Here is a 20,029-nt window from a genome sequence, read left to right as displayed (position 1 = left end):
TTGCTCATCGTGTTTGACCGATCAGGTTCAGAACGGCGTCAGCCGCCTGATTGGAAGCGTCCAGGCGCAGGGTGCGGTGGATCTCGTCGAAGCCGCGGGTCTGCTCTTCGCCACCGTCGATCAACGGCGACAGGGTCTGGGCAAGCGCCTCGACCGTCGCATCATCCTGCAACAATTCCGGGACCAGCAATCGTTGGGCCAACAGGTTCGGCAGGGACACGTACGGGCTCTTGACCATGCGTTTGAGAATCCAGAACGTCAGCGGAGCAAGACGATAGGCCACGACCATCGGGCGCTTGTACAACAGCGCTTCAAGGGTTGCCGTACCCGACGCGATCAGGACCGCATTGCACGCCGCCAGCGCCAGATGGGATTTGCCATCGAGCAGGGTCACCGGCAGGTCGCGGCCGGCCAGCAGCTCTTCGAGCTGGGCACGACGCTCGGGGTTGGCGCACGGTATGACGAAACGCACGCCTGGGCGCATGGCCCGCACGCGCTGGGCAGTATCGAGGAACAGCGCCCCCAGACGACTGACTTCACCGCCCCGGCTGCCGGGCATCAAAGCCACCAGCGGACCATCCGGCAAACCGAGTTCGGCGCGCGCAGCAGAGCGATCAGCCTCCAGCGGAATGGTGTCGGCCAGCGTATGGCCGACGAACCGCACCGGTACGCCCTTCTCTTCGTAGAATCTGGCTTCGAACGGCAGCAGCGTAAGCATCAGGTCGCAGCCTTCGCGGATCTTCAAGACCCGCTTCTGCCGCCACGCCCACACCGACGGGCTGACGTAATGCACGGTCTTGATTCCGGCCTGACGTAGCTTGAGTTCGATATTGAGGTTGAAGTCCGGCGCGTCGATACCGATGAATACGTCTGGCTTCTCGGCAATCAGGGTAGCAATCAGGTCCTTGCGGCGCTTGAGCAGCTCACGCAACCGCCCCAGGACCTCAACCAACCCCATGACCGACAGACGCTCCATCGGAAAATAGGAAGTCAGGCCTTCGGCCTGCATCAGCGGACCGCCGACACCGATGAACTCCACCGCGGGATGCTGTGCCTTGAGCGCACGCATGAGACCGGCACCCAGAATGTCACCGGAAGCCTCCCCCGCCACCAGCGCAATACGAAGATTGGCCATGATCAGCGGGTGATGCCGCGAGACGACGACTGAATGGAGTCACGGAACACCGCGACTTCCGGGAACTGGGCGGACGGTTCGGCGAGTTCGGCCAGCGCCTGCTCGACAGTCAGTCCCTGGCGATACACCGTTTTGTATGCACGGCGCAGGGCGTGAATGGCGTCTTCGCTGAAACCGCGACGGCGCATGCCCTCGAAGTTCATGCTGCGCGCTTCGGCCGGGTTGCCAAATACAGTGACGAACGCCGGAACATCCTTGCCGATGGCCGTGCCCATACCGGAAAAGCTGTGGGCGCCAATGTGGCAATACTGATGCACCAGGGTGAAACCGGACAGGATCGCCCAGTCATCAACGTGCACATGGCCGGCCAACGCGGTGTTGTTGACCAGGATGCAGTGGTTGCCGATGACGCTGTCATGTCCGATGTGGGCATAGGCCATGATCAGGTTGTGATCACCCAAGGTCGTTTCGGAACGATCCTGCACGGTGCCACGGTGAATCGTCACGCCTTCACGGATGACATTATGGTCACCGATCACCAGGCGCGTTTCTTCGCCCTTGTATTTCAGGTCCGGCGTGTCTTCGCCTACAGAGGAAAACTGGTAGATGCGATTGTGCCTGCCGATACGGGTCGGACCTTTGAGGATCACGTGTGGCCCGATGACCGTTCCCTCGCCGATTTCCACACCTGCACCGATGATCGACCACGGGCCGACCTCGACGCCATCAGCCAGGACGGCCGACGGATCGATGATTGCGCGAGGGTCAATCAAACTCATAGCTTGCGTTCCGCACAAATGATTTCAGCCGAGCAGACCGGTTTGCCATCGACCGAAGCCTGGCATTCGAACTTCCAGATCTGACGCTTGCAACTGATGAACTTGGCTTCAAGGATCAACTGATCACCCGGCAGCACTGGCTGGCGGAAGCGCAGCTTGTCGGAACCGACGAAGTAGTAAAGGGTGCCGTCGGCCGGTTTCACGTCAAGCATCTTGAAACCGAGGATCCCGGCAGCCTGAGCCATGGCTTCGATGATCAGCACGCCCGGCATGATCGGGTGCGCAGGGAAGTGACCATTGAAGAACGGTTCGTTGATGCTGACATTCTTGTAGGCGCGAATGCGCTTGCCTTCCGTATCCAGCTCCACTACCCGGTCCACCAGCAGGAACGGGTAACGGTGAGGCAGGTATTCGCGAATCTCGTTGATGTCCATCATTTCGGGGGGAAGCCTATGTAAAGATTGGGAGCGCGACTGACGCGCACTCCTCTAGCAAATCAAGGAGGCAGTCCAGAGGCTGTGCACACTTGATATGGAAATGGTATCAGCCTTCAGATGAAGCATTACCGTCGGGGGTCACTTCCCCGGACCGCTTTTCCAGCTGTTTCAAACGTCGCGCGATGTCATCGAGCTGACGAATACGGGCCGCGCTTTTGCGCCATTCGGCCGCAGGTTGCATAGCTGTGCCGGAAGAATAGGCACCCGGCTCGGTAATCGAGTGGGTCACCATGGTCATCCCGGTCAGGAATACGTTGTCGCAAATATCGATGTGCCCTACCAGGCCAACACCGCCGGCGAGCATGCAGTGCTTGCCGATTTTGGTGCTGCCGGAAATCCCCACGCACGCCGCCATGGCGGTGTGGTCACCGACCTGCACGTTGTGGGCGATCTGAATCTGGTTGTCGAGCTTCACGCCATTGCCGATCACGGTATCGGCCAACGCACCGCGGTCGATGGCGGTATTCACGCCGATCTCCACATCGTCGCCGATGGTCACGCCACCGATCTGGGCGATCTTTTGCCAGATGCCCTTCTCGTTGGCAAAGCCGAAGCCTTCACCGCCGAGCACAGCACCGGACTGGATCACCACACGCTTGCCGATCCGCACATCGTGATACAGCGTGACCCGCGGGGCCAGCCAGCCGCCCTCGCCGATTTCGCTGCGGGCACCGACAACGCAATGCGCGCCGAGTGTCACGCCTGCACCGATTCGAGCCCCGGCTTCGATCACCACGAAGGGACCGACACTGGCGCTCGGATCAACCACGGCATCCTCGGCAATCACCGCTGTTGGATGAACGCCGGCAGTTGCCTTGGGCTTTGGATCGAACAGATGGGAAATGCGCGCGTAAGCCAGGTAAGGATCCGGCACCACCAACGCATCACCGGCATAACCTTCCGCGTCGGCAGCCTTGAGCAACAGGGCTGCGGCTTGCGAGCCTGCCAGGTATTTACGGTATTGGGGGTTTGCCAGAAAGCTCAACTGAGCTGGGCCAGCCTCCTGCAAGGTGGCTAGCCCAGTGATTTGCTTCTCGGGGTCGCCACTCAGGGTGGCGCCGAGGAACTCGGCCAACTGGCCGAGCTTGATAGTCACGGTCATGGGTTACTTCAGCTGATTCATGCGCTCGATAACCTGGCGCGTGATGTCGTACTGAGGTTTGACATCGATCACTGCGCCACGCTCGAACACCAGGTCAAAACCACCTTTCTTGATGACTTCTTCCACTGCGCTATCCAGCTTCGGCTTCAGTTGCTTGAGCATTTCGCGGTCGGCAACGGCCTTGGCTTCGTTCAGTTCCTTGGACTGGAACTGGAAGTCACGAGCCTTTTGCTTGAACTCAAGCTCCAGACGCTCGCGCTCGCCTTGCTGCATCTTGTCGCCACCGGCCATCAGGCGATCCTGAATGCCCTTGGCGCTGCTTTCCAGGGTCTTGAGCTTGGTCAGTTGAGGGCCGAATTTCTTCTCGGCATCCACGGCGTACTTCTTGGCCGCGTCGGATTCCAGCAGCGCCATCTGATAGTTCAGAACGGCGATTTTCATGTCGGCAAATGCCGGGCCTGCCACCAGTACGGAGGCCAGGAGAACCAATTGAGTCAACTTACGCACGATGCACTCCTACAAAATCCATTGTCGTTATCTTGGGTCAAACGCTTAGAACGTCTGACCGAGGGAGAATTGGAACACTTGAGTTTCAGCGTCATCCGGTTTCTTGATCGGCATAGCCAGTGCAAAACTCAGCGGACCCAGTGCGGTGACCCAGGTCACGCCGACACCGACGGAGCTGGCCATGTTGCTAAGACTGATGTCGTTGCATTGGGTATTCGACTTCGTACCGTTGGCGTTCGTAGTATCGGAACACTTGGAGTCGAACACGTTACCGACATCCCAGAATACCGAAGTACGCAGCGAACGCTGATCCTTGACGAACGGGAGCGGGAACAGAACCTCGACACCGCCCTGGATCAGGACGTTACCACCGAACGGCAGCGGATCCTGGTCCGGGTCTCTCGCCGTGCCCGGGTTACTCCCCGTACTTGGCGTGCTTCGCGGGCCAAGGGTGCTGTCCTTGAAGCCACGCACCGAGTTGAAACCACCAGCATAGTAGTTTTCATAGAACGGCAAGCCGTCGGTCGAACCGTAACCGTCGCCATAGCCCAGTTCAGTGTGCAGGCGCAGAGTGTAGTTATCGGTGATCGGCTGGAACAGCTGACCGCGGTAATCGAGCTTGAAGAACGACAGATCGCTGCCTGGAACGGTAGTTTCCAGCGTCAGGCTCTGGGAGCGACCACGGGTCGGCAGTACACCTTTGTTCAAGGTGGACTCGGACCAGCCGGCCGAGGCCTTGAAGTTCAGGTACTTGTCGCCTTCCCTGTTAACGAAGTCGAAAATCTCGTCAACGGTGTAGGTACCGGTCTTGATCTCGTCCTGTTGAACGGACAGACCAAAGGTCAGACGCGAAGTCTCGCTGATCGGGTAGCCCACGTTCACGCCGGCGCCCAGGCTGTCTACCGCATAGCTCGCCACATCGACGTCGAGGTCTTTGTAGTCGGTGGTACGGTAGAACGCGTTGTAACCCAGGCTCACGCCATCGGCGGTCCAGTAGGGGTCAACGTAGCCGAAGTTGTAGCGGCTCTGGTATTCGCTGCGGGTCAGGCCAACGCTGACGCGGTTACCGGTACCGAGGAAGTTGTTCTGGGTGATCGAACCACCGAGGATCAGACCGGCGCTCTGGGCGAAACCGACGCTGGCGGTGATCGAACCGGAAGCCTGCTCTTCAACGCTGTAGTTCACGTCAACCTGGTCGTCGACACCTGGCACGGCCGGGGTTTCGACGTTGACTTCTTTAAAGAAGCCCAGACGCTCCAGACGGGTCTTGGACTGGTCGATCAGGTAGGTCGAAGCCCAGCCACCTTCCATTTGACGCATTTCACGACGCAGCACTTCGTCCTCGGACTTGGTGTTGCCACGGAAATTGATGCGATTGACGTAGGCACGCTTGCCTGGATCGACAGCAAACAGGATATCGACGGTGTGATCTTCGTCGTGCGGTTGCGGTACGCCGTTGACGTTGGCGAAGGTGTAACCCTCGTTACCCAGACGACGGGTGATCAGTTCGGAGGTGGTGGTCATCAGCTTGCGCGAGAACACCTGGCCTTTCTGCACCAGCAACAGCGACTTGACCTGGTCTTCAGGAACCTTCAGGTCACCGCTGAGTTTGACGTCACGAACGGTGTACTTCTCGCCTTCGTTGACGTTGACGGTGATGTAGACGTGCTTCTTGTCCGGGGTGATGGACACCTGGGTCGAAGCGATATCCATGTTGATATAGCCGCGGTCCAGGTAGTAGGAACGCAGACGCTCCAGGTCACCGGACAGTTTTTCACGGGCGTACTTGTCATCGTTCTTGAAGAACGACAGCCAGTTGGTGGTTTTCAGTTCGAACAGGTCGGTCAGGTCTTCTTCGGGGAAAACCGTGTTGCCCACCACGTTGATGTGCTGAATGGCAGCAACGGTGCCTTCGTTGATCTTCACTTTCAGGCCGACACGGTTGCGCGGCTGCGAAACCACTTCGGTATCGACGGTAGCCGAGTAACGACCTTGTGCAACGTATTGACGTTGCAGCTCGTTACGCACGCCTTCGAGGGTCGCGCGCTGGAAGATCTCGCCTTCGGCCAGACCGGATTGCTTGAGGCCTTTCATCAGGTCTTCGGTGGAGATCGCCTTGTTGCCTTCAATCTCGATGCTGGCGACCGAGGGACGTTCGACGACGGTGATCACCAGAACGTTGCCTTCGCGGCCCAGCTGGATATCTTGAAAGAAACCGGTTTTGAACAACGCACGAGTGGATTCCACCAGGCGACGATCATCCGCCTGCTCGCCGACGTTCAACGGCAAGGCACCAAAGACGCTACCCGCGGAGACCCGCTGGAGGCCATTGACGCGAATATCAGAGATAGTGAAGGACTCGGCGTGAACTTCGGCGATCATCAATACGGTGAGAACCGCAGTTAGCAGCAGACGTTTCATGAAGTCCTTTCTTATTCCAACTGGCAATAAACAAACTGCCGCAAAATGCGGCAGATTCGCAATTCAGCGAAGCGTTACAGTCGACCCAGATCGTTGACCAGAGCAAGCAACATCACCCCGACCACCAAACTGATACCGATCTGTATCCCCCAACCTTGCACCCGATCCGACAAGGGACGACCACGCGCCCACTCGATCAGATAAAACAACAAATGCCCCCCATCCAGTACAGGAATGGGCAGCAAATTCAGAACCCCCAGGCTAATACTCAGATAAGCAAGGAAATTCAGGAAATCAGCGACGCCCGACTGGGCAGAAGCGCCCGCCACTTTAGCAATGGTTATCGGTCCACTCAAGTTTTTTACCGAGAGCTCGCCGAAGAGCATTTTCTTCAGTGAATCCAGCGTCAGGACGCTCATGGTCCAGGTACGACGGGCACCCTCGCCAATTGCTGCCAAAGGCCCGTAACTGACCTCGCGGATCATCTCCGGCGGCCAGTCGACAGCCTTCACGCCCGCGCCCAGGTAACCGCTTGGTGACTTCTTCTCGCCCCGCGCGGCCAGTGTGACAGGGACGTCGATTGGAACACCGTCGCGCTCGACGCGCAGCACGATTTTGGTATCAGGACGCGTACGAACGGTGTCGACCACCTGCTGCCAGTCATCCAGCGCCTTGCCATCGAGCGTCAGCAGACGATCGCCGGTTTTCAGCCCGGCTGCCTGGGCCGGACCTTTCGGGTCGAGTTCGGCCAGCACTGGCGGCAATGCCGGACGCCAAGGGCGAATGCCGAGAGAGCGAATCGGATCCGGCTCGTCAGCCCCCTTGAGCCATTTATCGAGTGCCAGTTCACGAGGCGTATCAGCCGTAGAGCCCTGCTCGCGCACCAGCACCTGCAAGGAACCGCTTTCCCCGAGACGTCGCACCAGTTGCAGGTTGACTGCCGCCCAGCCCGAGGTCGGCTCACCGTCGATCGCGACGATTTCCTGACCGGCGCTCAGTCCGGCCGTTGCAGCGATGCTGCCGGACTCCACCGAACCGATGACCGGGCGAATCTGCTCGCTGCCGAGCATGGCCAGCACCCAGAAGAACACCAGCGCAAGCAGAAAGTTGGCCACAGGACCGGCGGCGACGATCGCGATGCGTTGACGAACGGACTTGCGATTGAATGATTGATGAAGCTGATCGGCCGGTACTTCGCTCTCGCGCTCGTCGAGCATCTTGACGTAGCCACCCAGCGGAATGGCCGCGACCACGAACTCCGTGCCCTGCTTATCGTGCCAGCGCAGCAGCGGCATGCCGAAGCCCACGGAGAAACGCAGAACCTTCACGCCACAGCGACGCGCGACCCAGAAATGGCCGAATTCGTGAAAGGTGACCAGCACACCCAAAGCGATCAGGGTGCCGGCAATCATATAGAGCGCGCTCATCTACTTTCTCCGCAATCCTGTCCAGTGCCGCGTGAAGCCATGTGTTGCAAGACCTATCGGCCGTGACGACTTAACCACTGCCCGGCCAATGTCCGGGCAGTCGCGTCAGCGGTGAACACCGCATCGAGATTGTCCAGGGCCACCACAGGTTCGAGGTTCAAGACTTCCTCGATGATACTCGCGATTTCCAGGTAGCGAACCCGTCCGTCGAGAAACGCGGCGACCGCCACTTCATTCGCCGCATTGAGCATGGCCGGGGCGCTGTTTCCCGCCTCGGCAGCCTGGCGCGCCAGACGCAGGCACGGGAAGCGCTCTTCGTCGGGTGCTTCGAAATCCAGGCGTGCTACAGCGAACAGATCCAGCGGCGCCACGCCCGAGTCAATGCGCTCAGGCCAGGCCAGGGCGTTGGCGATGGGCGTGCGCATGTCGGGATTGCCCAACTGCGCCAGCACCGAACCGTCCACGTAATCGACCAGCGAATGAATCACGCTCTGCGGATGAATCACCACCTCGACTTGCGATGGCTTGGCATCGAACAACCAGCAGGCCTCGATCAATTCGAGCCCTTTGTTCATCATGCTGGCCGAATCCACCGAGATCTTGCGACCCATCGACCAGTTCGGGTGCGCACACGCCTGATCGGGTGAAACATGTGCCAGCTCGGCCATCGGCGTCTGCCGGAAAGGGCCACCAGAGGCCGTGAGCAAAATCCGGCGGACCCCAACGTTGCTCAACCCGCGAGCAAAGTCCTGTGGCATGCACTGGAAAATCGCGTTGTGCTCGCTATCGATCGGCAACAGGACCGAACCGCTCTTGCGCACGGCCTGCATGAACAAGGCGCCGGACATGACCAGCGCTTCCTTGTTGGCCAGAAGAATCTTCTTGCCCGCCTCAACTGCCGCCAAAGTCGGGCGCAAGCCGGCGGCGCCGACGATGGCGGCCATGACAGCATCCACCTCCGGCGCAGCAGCGACCTGACACAAGCCTTCTTCGCCGACCAGCACCTGCGTCGACAGGCCCGCAGCACGCAAATCGTCCTGCAGGCTGCGGGCAGCGCCGGCTTCCGGTACTACCGCATATTTCGGGAGATGGCGAACACACAGGGCAAACAGTTCGCTCAGACGGGTAAAACCGCTCAGGGCGAAAGCCTGATAACGCTCCGGATGCCGGGCGATGACATCCAGGGTGCTCAGACCGATCGAACCGGTCGCCCCCAGGACGGTAATCTGCTGTGGGCGACTCACGACGCCGCCATCCACAACAGCACCGCGAAGACCGGGATCGCCGCCGTCAGGCTGTCGATGCGATCCAGTACACCACCATGACCGGGCAGCAGATTACTGCTGTCCTTGATGCCGGACTGACGTTTGAACATGCTTTCGGTCAGGTCACCCACCACCGAGATGAAGACGATCACCGCAGCGCCGATCAAGCCCTTGAACAGTTGTGCCACCGTCCAGTCACGGAACAGCGCGACCAGGGTGGTGATGACCAGGCTCAGCGCCAGACCGCCATACACGCCCTCCCAGCTTTTGCCGGGACTGACTTGCGGCGCCAGCTTGCGCTTGCCGAACGCGCGACCGGAGAAATAGGCACCGATATCAGCGCCCCAGACCAGCACCATCACCGCCATGATCAGCCAGTTGCCCAGCGGATACTGCTTGATCTGCACCAACCCTTGCCAGGCAGGCAACAGAATCAGCAGACCGATCACCAGCTTGGCGGCGGCGCTGGACCAATGCTCGCTGGAGCGCGGGTAAGTCAGCACCAGCCAGGTCGCCAATGCCCACCAGATCACCGAAGCACCCAACACCCAAGGCGCCAGCCCCGGCAGGATGTACATGACGAACAGCATCAGCGCGACCACCGCCGCGTAGCCGACACGAAATGCCTGTGCGGTGAAGCCGGCCAGACGCGCCCATTCCCAGGCGCCCAGACTTACGACCAGCCCGATGAACAGAGCAAAACCGGAACCCTCGAGCAGGAAAAAACCGCCCAGGGCGATCGGCAGCAGAATCAGTGCAGTGATGATGCGTTGTTTAAGCATTAAACCCGGGCTCCAGCTTCGACCTGCTCGCTCGTTTTACCGAAGCGGCGCTGGCGCAAAGCGAAATCGGCCAGCGCATTGCGCATGGCTTCGTGTTTGAAGTCCGGCCAGAACAGGTCGGAGAAGTACAGCTCGGCGTAAGCCAGCTGCCACAAGAGGAAATTGCTGATGCGGTGCTCGCCGCCGGTGCGGATGCACAAGTCGGGCAACGGCAGATCACCGGTAACCAGACAGGTCTGCAGCAGATCCGGCGTGATGTCTTCCGGCCGCAGATGACCGGCCTGAACTTCACGCGCCAGACGCTGCGCCGCTTGCGCAATGTCCCACTGACCACCGTAGTTGGCGGCGATCTGCAGGATGAAACGGTTGGCACCGGCGGTCATCGCTTCCGCTTCACGCATGGCGGCCTGAAGCTCCGGATGGAACCGCGTACGGTCACCGATGATGCGCAGACTGATGTTGTTGTCATTCAGGCGCTTTGCCTCGCGACGCAACGCCTTGAAGAACAGATCCATCAAGGCGCTGACCTCATCGGCCGGGCGCTGCCAGTTTTCACTGGAAAAGGCGAACAGGGTGAGCACCTCGACCTTGGCCTCGGCACACACCTCGATCACCGCCCGCACAGCGTCTACGCCCGCCTTATGCCCGGCGACACCCGGCATAAAGCGTTTTTTCGCCCAGCGATTATTGCCATCCATGATGATCGCGACATGGCGCGGCACCGCGGACGGCGCAGTCTGCTTGGTCTTGTCCATTTAAAACTCGACCCTTATACGGCCATCAGGTCTTTTTCTTTCTCGTCCGTGGCCTTGGTGATCTGGGCCTCGGATTCTTTGGTCAGCTTATCGATATCAGCGATGGCACGACGCTCTTCGTCTTCGCTGATTTCCTTGTCCTTGACCAGTTTCTTGAGCTCGCCCAAGGCATCACGACGAATATTGCGCACGGCAACACGCGCGTCTTCAGCAGCGCTACGCGCCTGCTTGGTGAAGCCTTTACGCGTTTCCTCGGTGAGGGCCGGCATAGGGATCAACAGCAACTCACCCAGGTTGGTCGGGTTGAGGTTCAGACCAGCGCTTTGGATTGCCTTGTCGACAGCAGCGAGCATGTTGCGCTCGAACGCCACGACCTGCAGGGTGCGCGAGTCTTTCACGGTGACGTTGGCAACGCCGCTCAGCGGAGTATCAGTGCCGTAGTAAGGCACCATGACACTGCCGAGGATGCTCGGGTGAGCCTTGCCGGTACGAATCTGACCGAACGCGTGGTTCAGAGACTCCAGGGATTTCTGCATACGCGCTTGGGCGTCTTTCTTGATTTCGTTGATCATTGTTGGCCTTCCTCGATCAAAGTCCCTTCTGCGCCACCATGCACGATGTTCAGCAGGGCGCCGGGCTTGTTCATGTTAAATACGCGCAGCGGCATCTTGTGATCGCGGCACAGGCAGATGGCCGTCAGATCCATTACGCCCAGCTTGCGATCCAGTACTTCATCGTAAGTCAGATGATCGAACTTCTCGGCATGCGGGTCTTTGAACGGGTCAGCGGTGTAGACGCCATCGACCTTGGTCGCCTTGAGCACGACATCGGCGTCGATTTCAATGGCGCGCAGGCAGGCTGCCGAATCCGTGGTAAAGAACGGATTGCCGGTACCGGCCGCGAAGATCACCACGTCCTTGGAGTTCAGGTGGCGCATGGCCTTGCGACGGTCATAGTGATCGGTCACACCGACCATGGAGATGGCCGACATCACGATCGCCGAGATATTGGCACGTTCCAGCGCATCGCGCATGGCCAGGGCGTTCATCACAGTGGCCAGCATGCCCATGTGGTCGCCCGTGACCCGATCCATGCCGGCCTTGCTCAGCGCTTCACCGCGGAACAGGTTGCCACCGCCAATCACCAGACCAACCTGGACGCCGATACCGACCAGCTGGCCGACTTCCAGCGCCATGCGATCCAGCACCTTAGGATCGATCCCGAACTCTTCCGAGCCCATCAGGGCCTCGCCGCTAAGCTTGAGTAGAATGCGTTTATAGCGAGCCTGATAACCACTGCCCTGCTGAGCCATTGCGAATCTCTCCTGCGGCGTATTTTAAAAATTCTTTGCGAGCTGTTTACAGCTGGCGTTCACTCTAGCTTGGCGCTGCTTCAGCGCCATCGGAACATGGCTTTGTAAGTCAGTTCCAAGGGGAAACCAATTAAAAATTGGTAACCCTATCTGAAAAGAGGCTGCGCGCGTGAGCGGGCAGCCTCTTTCGGGCGACAGTTGAAAAACCGTCTTATTGCTTGGCGGCAGCCAGCTGGGCAGCAACTTCTTCAGCGAAGTTGTCGACCGGCTTCTCGATGCCTTCGCCTACTTTGAAGTAGGTGAAGGAAACGATTTCAGCGCCGCCTTTCTTGGCCAGCTCGCCAACCTTGATTTCAGGGTTCTTGACGAACGCCTGCTCAACCAGGCTTGCTTCTGCCAGGAACTTGCTGATACGGCCTTTGACCATGTTCTCAACAATGTTTTCTGGCTTGCCTTTGATTTTTTCTTCGTTCAGCTGCAGGAACACAGCTTTTTCACGCTCGATCGCTTCGTCGGAGACTTGCGAAGGCAGCAGGAACTCAGGGTTGCTTGCAGCAACGTGCATTGCGATGTCTTTGGCCAGCTCGACGTCGCCGCCTTTCAGGACAACAGCAACACCGATCTTGTTGCCGTGCAGGTAGGTGCCGACTACGTCGCCTTCTACGCGCACCAGGCGACGGATGTTGACGTTCTCGCCTACTTTGGCAACCAGTGCTTCGCGAGCGGCTTCTTGAGCAGCGATCAGCGGAGCTGCGTCGGTCAGCTTGTCAGCGAATGCTTTGTCAACGCTGGCAGCAACGAAGTTTTTGAAGTCGTCCTGCAGAGCCAGGAAGTCGGTCTGCGAGTTGACTTCGATCAGAACGGCAGCCTTGCCGTCGTCCTTGATTGCGATAGCGCCTTCAGCGGCAACGTTGCCAGCTTTCTTGGCAGCCTTGATCGCGCCCGAAGCACGCATGTCATCAATGGCTTTTTCGATGTCGCCGCCAGCCTTTTCCAGGGCTTTCTTGCAATCCATCATGCCTTCGCCGGTACGCTCGCGCAGTTCTTTGACCAACGCTGCAGTAATTGCTGCCATTTTCAAATTCCTCTTGGATAGGTTTTCAACCATTCCACCCGATCGAACGGGCGTTCAATTCTTCCCGAGACACCTTGTAGCCGCTGCACGTTACAGATGCTGTAGCTGCGCTGCCGACAAATGGTTTTCGAGGTGGCAAAAAGGGGGCCAAGCCCCCTTTTTGCTTACTGAGTCAACGCCAGGGCGTCAATTACTCAGCTGCAGCCTGAGTTTCTTCAGCTGCGAATTCTACAGTACCGCCAGCAACGTTGTTGCGACCGCGAATGACTGCGTCAGCCATCGAACCCATGTACAGCTGGATAGCGCGGATTGCGTCATCGTTGCCTGGGATGATGTAGTCAACGCCTTCCGGGCTGCTGTTGGTATCGACAACGCCGATGACCGGGATGCCCAGCTTGTTGGCTTCGGTGATCGCGATGCGCTCGTGGTCAACGTCGATCACGAACAGTGCGTCTGGCAGACCGCCCATGTCCTTGATGCCGCCCAGGGAGCGATCCAGCTTCTCAAGATCGCGAGTGCGCATCAGCGCTTCTTTCTTGGTCAGCTTGGCGAAAGTACCGTCTTCGGCTTGTACTTCAAGGTCACGCAGACGCTTGATGGAAGCACGGATGGTCTTGAAGTTGGTCAGCATGCCGCCCAACCAGCGGTGATCGACGTACGGCGAACCGCAACGTGCTGCTTCTTCAGCAACGATCTTGCCAGCGGAACGCTTGGTGCCGACGAACAGAATCTTGTTTTTGCCCTGGGCCAGACGCTCTACGAAAGTCAGAGCTTCGTTGAACATTGGCAGGGTTTTTTCAAGGTTGATGATGTGAATCTTGTTACGCGCGCCGAAAATGTATTTACCCATTTTCGGATTCCAGTAACGGGTTTGGTGACCGAAGTGCACACCGGCCTTCAGCATATCGCGCATGTTGACTTGGGACATGATAGTTCCTTGATAAGTCGGGTTGGGCCTCCACGTATCCCAATGACCAACCATTGATCCGAGGATCAAAGGCACCCAGGCCATCGTGTCGACACGTGTGTGGGTTAATGCTCCCGGAGCTATCCCCGGAAAGCGGCGCATTTTATACCACAGGGACGACGCAAACGGAACCCGGAATCTGCAATCGCGTCAGGGACATGCGCGCCAGGCCCTTGGAATCGGGACAATGCACCGCATTGTATAGAGAGAAGCGATGCACGCAGGCGCGGGTTTGCGCCTTTGGTCTGTTAGAATCGCGTTTTTCGGGGCCGCCAAACCAACAGCCGCGCCCCTGTTCGTATCAGCAAGCGCCGCCGAGCGCAGAGAGAGCCTGTATGACCGTCACCCTCAAAACCCCCGAGGACATCGCTGGCATGCGTGTCGCCGGCAAACTGGCCGCCGATGTGCTGGAAATGATTGCCGAACACGTCAAGCCGGGCGTGACCACCGATGAGCTGAACCAGATCTGCCACGACTATATCGTCAACGTGCAGCAGGCCATCCCTGCCCCGCTCAACTACAAGGGCTACCCGAAGTCGATCTGCACCTCGATCAACCACGTGGTCTGCCACGGTATCCCGAACGACAAGCCGCTGAAAAACGGCGACACCCTGAACATCGACGTCACCGTGATCAAGGACGGCTATCACGGCGACACCAGCCGCATGTTCCACGTCGGCACCGTGCCGGTCTGGGCCGAGCGCCTGTCGCAGGTCACCCAGGAATGCATGTACAAGGCGATCGAGATCGTCAAACCCGGCTGCCGCCTCGGCGACATCGGCGAAATCATTCAGAAGCACGCTGAAAAGAACGGCTTCTCGGTGGTGCGTGAGTTCTGCGGTCACGGCATCGGCAAGGTGTTCCACGAAGAGCCGCAGATCCTGCATTACGGCCGCGCCGGCACCGGCATGGAACTGAAGGCCGGCATGACCTTCACCATCGAGCCGATGATCAACCAGGGCAAGGCCGACACCAAAGTACTGGGCGACGGCTGGACCGCGATCACCAAGGATCGCAAGCTGTCAGCACAGTGGGAACACACTTTGCTTGTCACCGACACCGGCTACGAGATCTTCACCCTGCGCAGCGACGACACCATCCCGCGCATCTCGGCCTGATCCAGACACCGTTCCCAGCCTATAGAAGGAAAGCCAATCGATGCCGCAGGTGGATCCCGAACTCTTCGACCGCGGCCAGTTCCAGGCTGAACTGGCCCTGAAAGCGAGTCCCATCGCGGCGTTCAAAAAGGCGATCCGCCAGGCCCGCGAGGTGCTCGATGCACGTTTTCGGGCCGGTCGCGATATCCGACGGCTGATCGAAGACCGGGCCTGGTTCGTCGACAACATCCTGCAAAAGGCCTGGGACCAGTTCGACTGGAGCGAAGACGCCGACATCGCGCTGGTCGCGGTCGGCGGCTACGGTCGCGGCGAATTGCACCCCTATTCCGACATCGACCTGCTGATCCTGCTGGACAGCGCCGACCACGAAATTTTCCGCGATTCCATCGAGCGTTTTCTGACGCTGCTGTGGGACATCGGCCTGGAAGTCGGTCAGAGCGTTCGCTCCGTCGACGAATGCGCCGAAGAGGCCCGCGCCGACCTGACGGTGGTCACCAACCTGATGGAAAGCCGCACCATCTGCGGCCCCGAGCGCCTGCGCCAGCGCATGCTCGATGTCACCAGCACCGCACACATGTGGCCGAGCAAGGATTTCTTCCTGGCCAAGCGCGCCGAACAGAAGGCTCGCCACCACAAATACAACGACACCGAATACAACCTGGAACCCAACGTCAAAGGCTCGCCTGGCGGACTACGGGATATTCAGACGATTCTGTGGGTGGCCCGTCGTCAGTACGGCACCCTGAACCTGCGGGCCCTGGCCGGCGAAGGCTTTCTGGTCGAGAGCGAAAACACCTTGCTGGCCTCCTCCCAGGAATTCCTCTGGAAGGTGCGTTACGCCCTGCACATGCTCGCCGGTCGCTCCGAGGACCGCCTGCTGTTCGATCACCAGCGCACCATCGCCGGGCTGCTGGGTTTTGAAGGCGACGACGCCAAACAGGCCGTCGAAAACTTCATGCAGCAGTACTTCCGCGTGGTGATGAGCATCGCCCAGCTCAGCGACCTGATCATCCAGCACTTCGAGGAAGTCATCCTCGCCCCGGAAGACGAAGCACCGCCGCAGCCGATCAACTCGCGTTTCCAACTGCACGACGGCTACATCGAAGCTCGCAACGACAACGTATTCCGCCGCACGCCGTTTGCCATGCTCGAGATCTTCGTGCTGATGGCCCAGCAGCCGGAAATCAAAGGTGTACGCGCCGACACGATTCGTCTGCTGCGGGAAAACCGCCACCTGATCGACGACAACTTCCGCAACGACATCCGCAATACCAGCCTGTTCATCGAGCTGTTCAAGTGCAAGATCGGCATCCACCGCAACCTGCGGCGAATGAACCGCTACGGCATTCTCGGGCGCTACCTGCCGGAGTTCGGCTTCATCGTCGGGCAGATGCAGCACGACCTGTTCCACATCTATACGGTCGATGCGCACACGCTGAACCTGATCAAACACCTGCGCAAGTTGCAGTACACCCAGGTGTCGGAGAAATTCCCGCTGGCCGCCAAGCTCATGGCGAAACTGCCCAAGCCTGAACTCATTTACATGGCGGGCCTGTATCACGACATCGGCAAGGGCCGGCATGGCGATCACTCGGAGATCGGCGCGGTCGATGCCGAGGCGTTCTGCCAGCGGCACCAACTGCCGGTCTGGGACAGCCGCCTGATCGTGTGGCTGGTGCAGAACCACCTGGTGATGTCGACCACTGCCCAACGCAAGGATTTGTCCGACCCGCAGGTGATCCATGACTTCGCCCAGGCAGTCGGTGACGAAACCCGTCTCGACTACCTGTACGTGCTGACCGTGGCCGACATCAACGCGACCAACCCGACCCTGTGGAACTCGTGGCGCGCCAGCCTGCTGCGCCAGCTCTACACCGAGACCAAGCGCGCCCTGCGCCGTGGCCTGGAGAATCCGGTGGATCGCGAAGAGCAGATCCGCCAGACCCAGAGTGCGGCACTGGACATTCTGGTGCGCGGCGGCACCGATCCGGATGACGTCGAGCAATTGTGGGCGCAACTGGGCGATGACTACTTCCTGCGCCACACCGCCGGCGACGTGGCCTGGCACACCGACGCGATCCTTCAGCAACCGGCCGACGGCGGCCCGCTGGTGCTGATCAAGGAAACCACCCAGCGCGAATTCGAGGGCGGCACGCAAATCTTCATCTACGCGCCGGACCAGCACGACTTCTTCGCCGTGACCGTGGCCGCGATGGACCAGCTCAACCTGAACATTCACGACGCCCGGGTCATCACGTCCAGCAGCCAGTTCACCCTCGACACCTACATCGTGCTCGACACCGATGGCGACTCGATCGGCGACAATCCGGTCCGGGTCAAACAGATTCGCGACGGCCTGACCGAAGCGCTGCGCAACCCGGCCGACTACCCGACGATCATCCAGCGTCGGGTGCCGCGCCAGCTCAAGCATTTCGCGTTCGCCCCGCAGGTGACGATCCACAACGACGCCCAGCGCCCGGTAACGGTGCTGGAGCTCACCGCGCCGGATCGCCCGGGCCTGCTGGCACGGGTCGGCGGGATTTTCCTCGAGTTCGACCTGTCGCTGCAGAACGCCAAGATCGCCACCCTGGGCGAGCGGGTGGAAGACGTGTTCTTCATCACCGACGCCCACAATCAACCGCTGTCCGACCCGCTGCTGTGCAGCCGTTTGCAGGATGCCATCGTCGAACAGCTGAGCGTCAATCAGGAACCCGATATCAAACTGTCGCGCATCAGCATTTGATTGCGCGCCCGGATTCAACCGCTTTGCACGAGATCCCGCACCGATGAACAACGCTCTGTCCCAGCTTCAGCCCTACCCGTTCGAAAAGCTCCGCGCCCTGCTCGGCAGCGTCACGCCAAACCCGGACAAGCGCCCGATCGCGCTGTCCATTGGCGAACCGAAGCATCGCTCGCCAAGCTTTGTCGCCGAGGCGCTGGCGAACAATCTGGAGCAGATGTCGGTGTACCCGACCACCCTCGGCATTCCGGCCCTGCGCGAAGCCATCGCGGCTTGGTGCGAACGTCGTTTCAACGTGCCGAGCGGCTGGATCGACCCGGCGCGCAACGTGCTGCCGGTCAACGGCACCCGTGAAGCGCTGTTCGCCTTCACGCAGACCGTGGTCAACCGTGGCGATGACGCCTTGGTCGTCAGCCCGAACCCGTTCTATCAGATCTACGAAGGCGCGGCGTTCCTCGCCGGCGCCAAGCCGCACTACCTGCCATGCCTGGACGAGAACGGCTTCAACCCTGACTTCGACGCGGTATCGCCGGACATCTGGAAGCGCTGCCAGATCCTGTTCCTGTGCTCGCCGGGCAACCCGACCGGTGCGCTGATTCCGGTCGACGTGCTGAAAAAGCTGATCGCCCTGGCCGACGAATACGACTTCGTGATCGCCGCCGACGAGTGCTACAGCGAGCTGTACTTCGACGAACAGACCCCGCCGCCGGGCCTGCTCAGCGCCTGCGCCGAACTGGGTCGCAAGGACTTCAAGCGTTGCGTGGTGTTCCACAGCCTGTCCAAGCGCTCGAACCTGCCGGGCCTGCGCTCCGGTTTCGTTGCCGGCGATGCCGACATCCTCAAGGGCTTCCTGCTGTACCGCACCTACCACGGCTGCGCGATGCCGGTTCAGACCCAACTGGCCAGCGTCGCCGCGTGGAATGACGAAGTGCACGTGCGCGCCAACCGAGCGCTGTATCGCGAGAAGTTCGATGCCGTGCTGGCGATCCTCAGCCCGGTGATGGATGTGCAGCGTCCGGATGGCAGCTTCTACCTGTGGCCGAATGTGCAAGGCGACGATGCCGCGTTCTGCCGCAATCTGTTTGCCGAAGAGCACGTGACCGTGGTGCCGGGTTCGTACCTGTCCCGTGACGTCGATGGGGTCAATCCGGGTGCCGGGCGCGTGCGCATGGCGCTGGTTGCGCCGCTGGCGGAATGCGTCGAAGCTGCCGAGCGCATCCGCGATTTCGTCCTGCGCCACAAGTAATGCCTGAACGCCCGTGCCGGGCAATCCGGCACGGGTGGTCAAATATCACGTAACAGTTCCCCTTCTTTTCTACCCCACGCCCCTGCCCGCCAGACGTTAGTCTTGAGCGGCGCCATTCGCTGCGCCTTACTAAAAACCGATCTTTGACTTCATGGAAGAAGTGAAAATGACAGAACTGCTCGATTGCCAACTCAACCAATGGCCCGACGATCAGGCGGCGTATATAGCCGCCATCAACGAAAACCCGGCCAATGCCGGCACCGCGACCGGCACTCGCCGCAAGCGCTCCGTCGTCAACTACTCAAAACTGTGGGCTAACGGCCGCACACTGAAAATCGCCTTCATGGACGCGCCCGATACCGATCACAAGAAGAAGATCATCGATGCCGCCAGCCAGTGGTTGCCGTACATCAATCTCACGTTTGAATTCGTCGATGACCTGTTGGGCGACATCCGCATCGCTACTAAAAACAACGACAACAGTTCGATGCTCGGCACCGATGCGCTGCTGATTCATCCGGACTATCCGACCATGAACCTGGGCGTAAAGCCGGATCACCAGGACTTTGAAGTGATCGTGATGCACGAGTTCGGTCATGCGCTGGGCGCGCTGCATGAACACCAACACCCACAGGCAAAAATTCCGTGGGATAAACCGAAGGTGTACGAGTTCTACAAAAATCGCGAGATGAACCCGCTGACCGAGGAGCAGGTCGACAGAAACCTGTTCGCTTCCTTCGACACGCTGGACGCGATCTACACCGCCTACGACCGCAGGTCGATCATGCACCACCCCGTGGCCAACACCTTGACGGTGGGCAACTGGGAGGTGCCGATCAACCGCACGATCAGCAAGAAAGACAAACGCCTGATGAGATTGCTCTATCCCAGGTAACGCTTT

At 59.6% G+C, this 20,029-nt stretch carries 18 protein-coding genes; 4 read left to right on the top strand and 14 right to left on the bottom strand.

Annotated elements, in window-relative coordinates; all coding sequences use genetic code 11:
* Positions 1–4: 4 nt before the first annotated feature.
* The 14 genes from lpxB to rpsB all read right to left on the bottom strand — a co-directional run bounded on the left by lpxB (position 5) and on the right by rpsB (position 13,985).
* Entirely contained in the window at positions 5–1,135 is a 1,131-nt protein-coding gene (lpxB, locus tag ABFB52_RS06805; protein ID WP_085748113.1) for a lipid-A-disaccharide synthase, read from the bottom strand.
* A 2-nt stretch (positions 1,136–1,137) separates the two neighbouring features.
* On the bottom strand, positions 1,138–1,914 hold the full coding sequence (gene lpxA, locus ABFB52_RS06800; RefSeq protein WP_085748112.1) for an acyl-ACP--UDP-N-acetylglucosamine O-acyltransferase: 777 nt from the start codon (positions 1,912–1,914) through the stop codon (positions 1,138–1,140).
* A complete protein-coding gene (gene fabZ / locus ABFB52_RS06795) occupies positions 1,911–2,351 on the bottom strand; it encodes a 3-hydroxyacyl-ACP dehydratase FabZ (protein WP_003222142.1) in 441 nt (146 codons plus the stop codon). Before fabZ ends, lpxA begins: the two co-directional genes overlap by 4 nt.
* 106 nt (positions 2,352–2,457) lie before the next feature.
* The gene (gene lpxD, locus ABFB52_RS06790; protein ID WP_085748111.1) at positions 2,458–3,513 is read right to left on the bottom strand and encodes a UDP-3-O-(3-hydroxymyristoyl)glucosamine N-acyltransferase; all 1,056 of its coding nucleotides are present in this window, start codon (positions 3,511–3,513) and stop codon (positions 2,458–2,460) included.
* 3 nt (positions 3,514–3,516) lie between these two features.
* Positions 3,517–4,020 (bottom strand): OmpH family outer membrane protein, encoded by a 504-nt coding sequence (locus tag ABFB52_RS06785; protein WP_003222140.1) that lies wholly within the window; start codon positions 4,018–4,020, stop codon positions 3,517–3,519.
* 45 nt (positions 4,021–4,065) lie between these two features.
* Entirely contained in the window at positions 4,066–6,441 is a 2,376-nt protein-coding gene (gene bamA, locus ABFB52_RS06780; protein ID WP_085748110.1) for an outer membrane protein assembly factor BamA, read from the bottom strand.
* Between the two features lie 74 nt (positions 6,442–6,515).
* The gene (gene rseP, locus ABFB52_RS06775; protein ID WP_129973415.1) at positions 6,516–7,868 is read right to left on the bottom strand and encodes a sigma E protease regulator RseP; all 1,353 of its coding nucleotides are present in this window, start codon (positions 7,866–7,868) and stop codon (positions 6,516–6,518) included.
* Positions 7,869–7,921: 53 nt separating this feature from the next.
* Entirely contained in the window at positions 7,922–9,112 is a 1,191-nt protein-coding gene (gene ispC / locus ABFB52_RS06770) for a 1-deoxy-D-xylulose-5-phosphate reductoisomerase (RefSeq protein WP_085748108.1), read from the bottom strand.
* On the bottom strand, positions 9,109–9,915 hold the full coding sequence (locus ABFB52_RS06765; RefSeq protein ID WP_102686554.1) for a phosphatidate cytidylyltransferase: 807 nt from the start codon (positions 9,913–9,915) through the stop codon (positions 9,109–9,111). Before ABFB52_RS06765 ends, ispC begins: the two co-directional genes overlap by 4 nt.
* Positions 9,915–10,670 carry a polyprenyl diphosphate synthase gene (gene uppS, locus ABFB52_RS06760; RefSeq protein WP_007954779.1) on the bottom strand — a complete coding sequence of 252 codons (756 nt, stop codon included), beginning with the start codon at positions 10,668–10,670 and terminating at the stop codon, positions 9,915–9,917. The genes ABFB52_RS06765 and uppS overlap by 1 nt, the downstream gene beginning before the upstream one ends.
* 14 nt (positions 10,671–10,684) lie before the next feature.
* Positions 10,685–11,242: a ribosome recycling factor gene (frr, locus tag ABFB52_RS06755; RefSeq protein ID WP_007954771.1), complete on the bottom strand. Its 558-nt coding sequence runs from the start codon at positions 11,240–11,242 to the stop codon at positions 10,685–10,687.
* Positions 11,239–11,982 carry a UMP kinase gene (pyrH, locus tag ABFB52_RS06750; RefSeq protein ID WP_003222124.1) on the bottom strand — a complete coding sequence of 248 codons (744 nt, stop codon included), beginning with the start codon at positions 11,980–11,982 and terminating at the stop codon, positions 11,239–11,241. Before pyrH ends, frr begins: the two co-directional genes overlap by 4 nt.
* A gap of 211 nt (positions 11,983–12,193) precedes the next feature.
* Positions 12,194–13,057: a translation elongation factor Ts gene (tsf, locus tag ABFB52_RS06745; protein WP_011332682.1), complete on the bottom strand. Its 864-nt coding sequence runs from the start codon at positions 13,055–13,057 to the stop codon at positions 12,194–12,196.
* Positions 13,058–13,247: 190 nt separating this feature from the next.
* Positions 13,248–13,985, bottom strand: a complete 738-nt coding sequence (rpsB, locus tag ABFB52_RS06740; RefSeq protein ID WP_008052780.1) for a 30S ribosomal protein S2 — start codon at positions 13,983–13,985, stop codon at positions 13,248–13,250.
* 374 nt (positions 13,986–14,359) lie between these two features.
* Here rpsB and map point away from each other — a divergent pair, with 374 nt between their 5' ends.
* From map to ABFB52_RS06720, 4 genes are all read left to right on the top strand, one after another.
* Positions 14,360–15,142 carry a type I methionyl aminopeptidase gene (gene map, locus ABFB52_RS06735; protein ID WP_039769663.1) on the top strand — a complete coding sequence of 261 codons (783 nt, stop codon included), beginning with the start codon at positions 14,360–14,362 and terminating at the stop codon, positions 15,140–15,142.
* A 40-nt stretch (positions 15,143–15,182) separates the two neighbouring features.
* Entirely contained in the window at positions 15,183–17,885 is a 2,703-nt protein-coding gene (locus ABFB52_RS06730) for a [protein-PII] uridylyltransferase (RefSeq protein WP_129973416.1), read from the top strand.
* A 43-nt stretch (positions 17,886–17,928) separates the two neighbouring features.
* Positions 17,929–19,128, top strand: a complete 1,200-nt coding sequence (dapC, locus tag ABFB52_RS06725; protein ID WP_102686552.1) for a succinyldiaminopimelate transaminase — start codon at positions 17,929–17,931, stop codon at positions 19,126–19,128.
* 166 nt (positions 19,129–19,294) lie between these two features.
* Positions 19,295–20,023 (top strand): M12 family metallopeptidase, encoded by a 729-nt coding sequence (locus ABFB52_RS06720; protein WP_085748220.1) that lies wholly within the window; start codon positions 19,295–19,297, stop codon positions 20,021–20,023.
* Positions 20,024–20,029: the final 6 nt, after the last annotated feature.

Source organism: Pseudomonas sp. 9.2(2024) (assembly GCF_039695385.1).
GTDB lineage: Bacteria > Pseudomonadota > Gammaproteobacteria > Pseudomonadales > Pseudomonadaceae > Aquipseudomonas > Aquipseudomonas paraglycinae.
Note: the sequence above shows the minus strand (reverse complement) of the source record. Positions and strands in the feature narration are given on the sequence as shown.